Source organism: Bacillus sp. BR3(2024), from assembly GCF_039134555.1.
GTDB classification, from domain to species: Bacteria; Bacillota; Bacilli; order Bacillales; family Bacillaceae_G; genus Bacillus_A; species Bacillus_A cereus.
In genome coordinates this window covers 277,501-285,000 of record NZ_CP152433.1, presented here as the reverse complement: position 1 = coordinate 285,000, position 7,500 = coordinate 277,501, and the positions used below count along the sequence as shown (strand labels likewise).

Here is a 7,500-nt window from a genome sequence, read left to right as displayed (position 1 = left end):
AGTTGTTGTACTATCAATAAAACTCTATTAGAAGCAGGTGAAGATATGAAAGATATACGTATCCTTATAGCAGACGACGATAAAGAAATCCGAAATTTATTAAAAATATATTTAGAACGAGAATTATACATGGTAGACACTGCAATCAACGGCAAAGAAGCCTTACATTTATTTAATCAAAATAACTATAACCTCGTTATACTAGATCTTATGATGCCCAAAATAGATGGAATCGAGGTATGTAAAAAACTTAGAGATAAAACTAACGTACCTATATTAATGCTCACCGCTAAAGATCACGAAGTTGATAAAATTTTAGGTTTAAGCATTGGTGCTGATGATTATATTACGAAACCTTTCAGCATTCACGAAGTAATTGCACGAGTAAAAGCTCTTATGCGGCGTTTTTTAGTTCTCGGAAGTAACAATACTGCTCAAGAAAAAACAACTTTATCTTTTAAAGGACTAACTATCAATTTAAATACATACACAGTTCATACAAACAAAGAAGAAATTAGCTTAACCGGAAAAGAACTGGAACTGTTAAAATTCTTTACTTCAAACCCAGGGCAAGTATTTACAAAAACACAGCTCTTCCGAAATGTATGGGACAATAATTATATAGAAGATGACAATACCGTTATGGTACATATTCGAAAACTTAGAAAGAAAATAGAAATTGACCCTTCCAATCCAAAATTCATTCAGACTATATGGGGAATTGGTTATAAGTTTGTAGGTGAAAAGCTTGAAGACTGATAAAACCCTCTTCCTGATTTCATTACAACTTATCATTTGCGGGATTTTAAACATACAAATGGATCCAAGAATAAAAATGTCTTTATTTATTATCCTTATCTTAATTACAATTTATCTCTTCTTTTCAAGAATACAATTCATTCAACATCGCAAAGCAATGGATACTAAATTAAGTCGTGTACTAAAAGGAAACTTACAAACGAGATTATTCACAAGCAATGACCACTCATTACATAATATCGTTTTTTCAATAAACGAGCTAATAGGTAAATTAGAGCAGGTTCAAATTGAAGCCAAAAGATCCGAAGAATCCAGAAAACAACTTTTGTCTAGTATCTCCCACGATATACGAACACCACTCACCTCCATTATCGGATATATAGATGCTTTGAAAGACGGAGTTGCTGCTTCTGAAATAGAAAAACAAGAATATCTTAAAATACTCTATATGAAATCAAATAACTTAAAGCACCTAGTTGATGAAATATTCAATATGGCGAAGCTAGACGCTAATGAATTTCCACTAAAAGAAGAAGAACTCGACTTTTCTGAAGTTACTAGAGAAGTTTTGATTGAATTTTTACCTGAGCTCTCAAAACATAACATCGAACTGCAAATTCGCATACCAGAGTCTACTTGTCCTATCATCGCAGATCATCTAAGCATTATGCGGATTATCGGTAATTTAATGAAAAATGCAATTTATTACGGAAAGGATGGGAAAACAATAGGAGTCGAATTGCTAGAAGCTGATGCAGAATACGAACTTCATATTTGGGATCAAGGCCCTGGTATTCCAAAACATGATTTACAAAACGTATTTGAGCGAATGTACCGAAGCGAACAATCAAGAAACTCTTCATTTGGTGGTAGCGGTCTCGGGCTTTCTATTTCCAAAGCGCTCGTTGAGAAAAACGGTGGACATATATGGGTTGAAAGTACTCCATGGAAACGAACTACTTTTGGCTTTTCTATTCCAAAACACAATACTTTTAAGAAATAGTTAAGAAATGATTAATATGCAGTTAAGCCTTCCTTTTTATGATGTAAGTAAGAACTTATAGAAAGCAGGTGTCTCCTATAAATACAATTATAAAAACGACTAACCTTACTAAAGTATATGGCAATCAAAAGTCAGTAGATAATTTAAATATTAATGTTCAACAAGGGGAGATTTATGGCTTCATAGGCCGCAACGGTGCTGGTAAAACAACAACCATTCGCATGCTGCTTAGTCTTATAAAGCCTACAAGTGGAACGATTGAAATATTCGGAGAGAACTTATTCCAAAATCAAAAAGATATTTTAAGCAGAATTGGTTCTATAGTTGAAGTTCCAGGATTTTATGAAAACTTAACTGCAAAAGAAAACCTATTAATTAATGCAAAAATAATTGGGGTTCACAAAAAGAATGCTATCGAAGAAGCATTAGAAATAGTAGGCTTGCAGCATGAGACAAAAAAGTTAGTAGGAAAGTATTCTTTAGGAATGAAGCAACGCTTAGGAATTGCGCGTGCTCTTCTCCATTATCCTGAGCTACTCATATTAGATGAACCAACTAACGGACTAGACCCTATTGGTATTAAAGAAATGCGAAAACTTATTCATTCTTTAGCTCAAGAAAGAAATATAACAATACTGATTTCTAGTCACATATTAGCCGAGGTAGAACAGTTAGTTGATCGTATCGGAATTATTCATGAAGGAAAGTTACTAGAAGAAGTTTCTCTTGATACGCTGCGCAAAGCAAACCGTAAGTACATAGAGTTTCAAGTGAATAATGACGATAAAGCTGTGATGTTATTAGAAAATCATCTTCAAATTTTTGATTATGAAGTACATGATGAAGGAAATATTCGTATTTACTCTCATTTTGGACAACAAGGATACATAAACAGAACGTTCGTTCTTAACGATATTGAAGTATTAAAAATGATGATAAGTGAAGATAGACTAGAAGATTATTTCACCAAACTAGTTGGAGGTGGAACAATTGGTTAATCTACTCTATACAGAACTCTTAAAACTAAAACGCTCTAATATGTTTTTAATTAGCATTATTGGTGCTGGTGTCGCACCTTTCTTAGTTGTAGTAGCCTCTTATATACATATAAAAACAAAACAGCCAACTCCAACTATTTGGTTCGATCAATTATTTACTGACGTTAACTTATATACTACTTTAGTTATAGGATTCCCCTTATATGGAGTAGTGGTTGCTTATTTGCTTACCCGCGAATATACAGAAGATACACTGAAAAATTTACTAACTATCCCCGTGTCACGCATTAGCTTTATTACAAGTAAATTCATCATTCTCTTTCTTTGGATTATGATGCTAACTTTAGTCGCTTGGGCACTTACTTTAATATTAGGGCTATTGGGGAACTTCCCTGGTTTTAACATTTCTTTACTTTTAGGTTCTTTCCTAGAATTTTTAATATGTGGTGGACTTCTCTTTCTATTGTCTTCACCTATTGTGCTACTAACTCTTGTAATGAAGAGCTATGTACCACCCATTATATTAACAGTCATTATTACAATGACTAATCTTATGCTCGTAAACTCCAAGCATAAAGATTTATTTCCGTGGACCGCTACTCTAGATATCGCAAATAACGAATTACAACCGACATATCCACCAGAGTATTCTTATATCATCATTGCAGTAACGACAATTTCCGGATTTATTGCAACACTATTCTATTTTAAAAAAGTAGACATTCATTAATGTATAGGAGTGAAACTATGAGCGATATCATTATTGCCTTCATACTCGGTATTGTAGAAGGATTAGCTGAATTTTTACCTATATCTTCTACTGGCCACCTTATATTAGTCGGGCATTTATTAGGCTTTGAGGGAGAAAGAGCAAAAACGTTTGAAATTGTTATTCAGCTAGGCGCAATTTTAGCTATTGCAATTTTATATCATAAACGTCTCGTTTCTTTATGTAATATTAAACCTCTTATACAGAAAGAAAAAAAATTCAACGCGTTCCATGTATTTCTTGGCGTATTTCCGGCAGTGGTTGCCGGCTTGCTACTACATGATATTATTAAAACATACTTATTCCAGCCATACACTGTTGTGATTGGACTTGTAGCAGGGGCAATTCTTATGATCTTTGCAGAAGTAAAAAAGAAAGGGGCAGCAGCCTATTCACTGGACGATTTAACATACCGCCAAGCTTTAACAATCGGATTATTTCAGTGCTTAGCGGTATACCCTGGCTTCTCTAGAGCTGGCTCTACTATCTCTGGAGGTCTATTAGCAAAAGTAAATTATAAGACTGCATCTGAATTCTCTTTTCTAATAGCTCTTCCTGTAATGATTGGGGCAACAGGCTTAGACTTACTAAAAAGTTGGAAGTATTTAAGTGTCGATGACATCCCTATGTTCGCGGTAGGATTCATTACCTCTTTTATAGTAGCGATGCTAGCAGTAGTAACTTTTCTAAAGCTTTTAGAGAAGATAGGTTTAAAACCTTTTGCATACTACCGTATTTTGTTGGCTATCTTATTTACGCTTTTCGTATTGCTATAGATTCATATAAGTCACATATTATTAAACTGATATTCAATTTAGAATATCGGTTTTTTTATCTATTTCAACTCTAGTATTACTCACTTCAATATGGCATAGTGATAATAAACTACCATTCATAATCTGAACGTTCTTTAAGTAACTATGTCCTTTATCATAAAATGCAATTGGAAAATTAAAGATCCCATATATGTACAGAACATATTTACAAACTATATTCACTCCACATAGTATCTTTTTAATTTGCAAAACACTGATACAAATTAAAAATAAGTACAAAGGCATAACAAATAAATAAATTTCCTAGGAATTATAAAGAGATTAAATATTAATTAGAGTGAGGTGACGATAAAAATGAATCAATTAGCACAGACATATTGGGATACTTATTGGGGAAACAACAAAAAACCAGAATCTGTTACAGCTTGGCAATTTGGGGATGCCCCTAATTATCTTGCACAACTAGTAATTGACGGTATTAAAACAGCTACATGCTCCGGTCACATTTTTTATGAATTAGAAAATGAATCGCTACCGACTACTAATGATTATAGTATTATACTCAATAGTAATGATGAACCTGTAGCTATTATTAAGACAATAGAAGTAACTGTAACACCAATGAATGAAGTAAGCGAAGAATTCGCTATCGCTGAAGGCGAAGGAGATCGTACTTATAATTACTGGAGAGACACCCATGTTCGTTTTTTTACAAAGGAACTAAATGAGATTGGTCTTAATTTCTCTGAAGATATGTTACTCGTCTGTGAGCGTTTTGAACTTGTTGATGTGAACAATAAAGTGAAATTTTAATAAACTGAGATTTACCAGCCATTCTTATTTTTATAAACACAAAAAAGACGAGTCATTCTGACTCGTCTTAAAGTTGCTTGGCGACGTCCTACTCTCACAGGGACAAGGTCCCAACTACCATCGGCGCTAGAGAGCTTAACTTCCGTGTTCGGTATGGGAACGGGTGTGACCTCTCTGCCATCATCACCAAACTATGAAGGCATATTCCTTCAAAACTAGATAACATTTGCTACATATTATATGGTTAAGTCCTCGATCTATTAGTATTCGTCAGCTCCACATGTCACCATGCTTCCACCTCGAACCTATCAACCTGATCATCTTTCAGGGATCTTACTAGCTTACGCTATGGGAAATCTCATCTTGAGGGGGGCTTCATGCTTAGATGCTTTCAGCACTTATCCCTTCCGCACATAGCTACCCAGCTATGCCCTTGGCAGAACAACTGGTACACCAGCGGTGCGTCCATCCCGGTCCTCTCGTACTAAGGACAGCTCCTCTCAAATTTCCTACGCCCACGACGGATAGGGACCGAACTGTCTCACGACGTTCTGAACCCAGCTCGCGTACCGCTTTAATGGGCGAACAGCCCAACCCTTGGGACCGACTACAGCCCCAGGATGCGATGAGCCGACATCGAGGTGCCAAACCTCCCCGTCGATGTGGACTCTTGGGGGAGATAAGCCTGTTATCCCCGGGGTAGCTTTTATCCGTTGAGCGATGGCCCTTCCATGCGGAACCACCGGATCACTAAGCCCGACTTTCGTCCCTGCTCGACTTGTAGGTCTCGCAGTCAAGCTCCCTTATGCCTTTGCACTCTACGAATGATTTCCAACCATTCTGAGGGAACCTTTGGGCGCCTCCGTTACACTTTAGGAGGCGACCGCCCCAGTCAAACTGCCCACCTGACACTGTCTCCCGGGTCGATAAGACCCGTAGGTTAGAATTTCAATACAGTCAGGGCGGTATCCCACCAGCGCCTCCACCGAAGCTAGCGCTCCGGTTTCAATGGCTCCCGCCTATCCTGTACAAACTGTACCAAAATTCAATATCAGGCTACAGTAAAGCTCCACGGGGTCTTTCCGTCCTGTCGCGGGTAACCTGCATCTTCACAGGTACTATAATTTCACCGAGTCTCTGGTTGAGACAGTGCCCAAATCGTTACACCTTTCGTGCGGGTCGGAACTTACCCGACAAGGAATTTCGCTACCTTAGGACCGTTATAGTTACGGCCGCCGTTTACTGGGGCTTCAGTTCAGAGCTTCGCTTACGCTAACCCCTCTCCTTAACCTTCCAGCACCGGGCAGGTGTCACCCCCTATACTTCGCCTTACGGCTTCGCAGAGAGCTGTGTTTTTGCTAAACAGTCGCTTGGGCCTATTCACTGCGGCTTTCCGTTAAGAAAGCACCCCTTCTCCCGAAGTTACGGGGTCATTTTGCCGAGTTCCTTAACCAGAGTTCTCTCGCACACCTTAGGATTCTCTCCTCGCCTACCTGTGTCGGTTTGCGGTACAGGCACCTTTTATCTCGCTAGAAGCTTTTCTTGGCAGCGGGGAATCAAAGACTTCGCTCCATAAGGAGCTTCCCCATCACAGCTCAGCCTTTACGATAAGCGGATTTGCCTACTTATCAGCCTAACTGCTTGGACGTGCACAACCAATCGCACGCTTCTTCTATCCTTCTGCGTCCCTCCATTGCTCAAACGATAAAGAGGTGGTACAGGAATATCAACCTGTTGTCCATCGCCTACGCCTGTCGGCCTCGGCTTAGGTCCTGACTAACCCTGAGCGGACGAGCCTTCCTCAGGAAACCTTAGGCATTCGGTGGACGGGATTCTCACCCGTCTTTCGCTACTCATACCGGCATTCTCACTTCTAAGCACTCCACCAGTCCTTCCGGTCTGACTTCACTGTCCTTAGAACGCTCCCCTACCACTGATACCATTGGTATCAATCCGCAGCTTCGGTGGTGTATTTAGCCCCGGTACATTTTCGGCGCAGAGTCACTCGACTAGTGAGCTATTACGCACTCTTTAAATGGTGGCTGCTTCTAAGCCAACATCCTAGTTGTCTAAGCAACTCCACATCCTTTTCCACTTAATACACACTTTGGGACCTTAGCTGGCGGTCTGGGCTGTTTCCCTTTTGACTACGGATCTTATCACTCGCAGTCTGACTCCTAAGGATAAGTCATTGGCATTCGGAGTTTGACTGAATTCGGTAATCCGATGAGGACCCCTAGTCCAATCAGTGCTCTACCTCCAAGACTCTTACACTTAAGGCTAGCCCTAAAGCTATTTCGGGGAGAACCAGCTATCTCCAGGTTCGATTGGAATTTCTCCGCTACCCACACCTCATCCCCGCACTTTTCAACGTGCGTGGGT

At 39.0% G+C, this 7,500-nt stretch carries 6 protein-coding genes and 2 rRNA genes (1 of these 8 only partly in view); 6 read left to right on the top strand and 2 right to left on the bottom strand.

Annotated elements, in window-relative coordinates; all coding sequences use genetic code 11:
• Positions 1-45: 45 nt before the first annotated feature.
• The 6 genes from V7S45_RS01620 to V7S45_RS01595 all read left to right on the top strand — a co-directional run bounded on the left by V7S45_RS01620 (position 46) and on the right by V7S45_RS01595 (position 5,118).
• The gene (locus V7S45_RS01620; protein ID WP_048657123.1) at positions 46-759 is read left to right on the top strand and encodes a response regulator transcription factor; all 714 of its coding nucleotides are present in this window, start codon (positions 46-48) and stop codon (positions 757-759) included.
• Complete coding sequence (locus V7S45_RS01615) at positions 749-1,762, top strand: HAMP domain-containing sensor histidine kinase (protein ID WP_000845329.1); 1,014 nt, start codon at positions 749-751, stop codon at positions 1,760-1,762. The genes V7S45_RS01620 and V7S45_RS01615 overlap by 11 nt, the downstream gene beginning before the upstream one ends.
• Positions 1,763-1,830: 68 nt before the next feature.
• The gene (locus V7S45_RS01610; RefSeq protein WP_000074581.1) at positions 1,831-2,760 is read left to right on the top strand and encodes an ABC transporter ATP-binding protein; all 930 of its coding nucleotides are present in this window, start codon (positions 1,831-1,833) and stop codon (positions 2,758-2,760) included.
• Entirely contained in the window at positions 2,753-3,490 is a 738-nt protein-coding gene (locus V7S45_RS01605) for an ABC transporter permease (RefSeq protein ID WP_000247711.1), read from the top strand. The genes V7S45_RS01610 and V7S45_RS01605 overlap by 8 nt, the downstream gene beginning before the upstream one ends.
• A 17-nt stretch (positions 3,491-3,507) precedes the next feature.
• A complete protein-coding gene (gene uppP / locus V7S45_RS01600; RefSeq protein WP_001279958.1) occupies positions 3,508-4,305 on the top strand; it encodes an undecaprenyl-diphosphate phosphatase UppP in 798 nt (265 codons plus the stop codon).
• Positions 4,306-4,659: 354 nt separating this feature from the next.
• Complete coding sequence (locus V7S45_RS01595) at positions 4,660-5,118, top strand: ASCH domain-containing protein (RefSeq protein WP_001072420.1); 459 nt, start codon at positions 4,660-4,662, stop codon at positions 5,116-5,118.
• A 75-nt stretch (positions 5,119-5,193) separates the two neighbouring features.
• Here V7S45_RS01595 and rrf read toward each other — a convergent pair.
• Positions 5,194-5,309, bottom strand: a 5S ribosomal RNA gene (gene rrf / locus V7S45_RS01590).
• Positions 5,310-5,358: 49 nt separating this feature from the next.
• A 23S ribosomal RNA gene (locus tag V7S45_RS01585) occupies positions 5,359-7,500 on the bottom strand (it continues 780 nt past the right edge of the window).